The 1,280-nt window shown below is 68.8% G+C and carries 1 protein-coding gene and 1 pseudogene; both read left to right on the top strand.

Annotation, left to right across the window (positions count from 1 at the left end; translation table 11 throughout):
- Positions 1-213: pseudogene (locus tag MRBLAR12_RS16180) on the top strand (serine hydroxymethyltransferase); the annotation flags it as partial.
- Positions 214-397: 184 nt separating this feature from the next.
- A partial coding sequence (locus tag MRBLAR12_RS16175; RefSeq protein ID WP_364747134.1) for a serine dehydratase beta chain occupies positions 398-1,280 on the top strand: 883 nt, incomplete at its 3' end.

Below are 1,280 nucleotides of genomic sequence, written 5' to 3'. Positions count from 1 at the left end.
CCGCGCCCGCCGATGGTGACCTCCGGGCTGCGGATCGGCACCCCGGCGCTGGCGACCCGCGGCTTCGGCGAGGCGGCCTTCGCCGAGGTCGCGGACATCATCGCCGAGGCCCTGACCGCCGACGCCGCCGCGGACCTCTCCGGCCTGCGCACCCGGGTGGAGGCCCTCGCCGCCGCCCACCCGCTCTACCCCTCGGTTGATAACCTCGCCTAAGCGACGTATGACTGAAGTAGTAGCAATACAGAACTAACCGCAGTACAGATCACGACGCCGGGTTGCCGCCACAAGCCGCCGCCCGGCGTCGTGCATCCGGCAAGCTGCCGCCAACCGGCCGGCCGCAGTGCCTTCCGGCAGGACCATCTGCCGGACCACAGTAAGACCTAGTTAGGAACCGACAATGGCTGTTGGAGTCTTTGACCTGTTTTCCATCGGAATAGGACCATCCAGTTCCCACACGGTGGGTCCGATGCGGGCCGCCGCCGTGTTTGCCGAAGAACTTAAGTCCCTCGGCAAGCTGGCAGAGGTGGCGTCGCTGCGGGTGGACCTCTACGGCTCGCTCGCTGCCACGGGCCACGGCCACGGCACCATGACGGCCATCCTGCTCGGGCTCGAGGGCTTCCATCCCGAGCAGATCCTCCCCGAGGAAGTGGAGGACCGGCTGGCGGCGATCGCCGGGACCGGCACGCTGCAGCTGGCCGGATCCGTGCCCCTGCCGTACGGGGTGCAGGACATGGTCCTGCGGCCGCTGACCATCCTGCCCCGGCACACCAACGGGATGACGTTCACCGTCTCCGACGCCGGGGGCGAAACCCTGCACAGCGCCACGTTCTTCTCCGTCGGCGGCGGCTTCATTGTCCGCGAGGGCGAGGAGGACGCGGCCCTGAAGGAACTCGACGCGTCGAAGAAGGAACTGCCGCTGCCGTTCCGCACGGCCGCCGAACTGCTGGAACACTGCCGGTCCCAGGGCCTCTCGATCGGCGAGATCATGCTGGTCAACGAGCGCGCCTCCCGCACCGAGGCGGAGATCCGGGAGGGTCTGCTGCACATTTACTCGGTGATGGAAGGCTGCGTCGAGGTCAGCCTCAAGCGCACCGGGCTGCTGCCTGGCGGGCTCAAGGTCCGCCGCCGCGCGCCCGACTGGCACGAGCGGCTCCTGAAGGAGGACAAGGACCGGGACCCGAAGTACTGGCAGGAATGGGTCAACCTGATCGCGCTGGCCGTGAATGAGGAAAACGCCTCGGGCGGGCGGGTGGTCACCGCCCCCACCAACGGCGCCGCCG

Origin of the sequence: Arthrobacter sp. LAR12-1-1.1, from assembly GCF_040676555.1 — a bacterium.
Lineage (GTDB): Bacteria > Actinomycetota > Actinomycetes > Actinomycetales > Micrococcaceae > Arthrobacter.
Note: the sequence above shows the minus strand (reverse complement) of the source record. Positions and strands in the feature narration are given on the sequence as shown.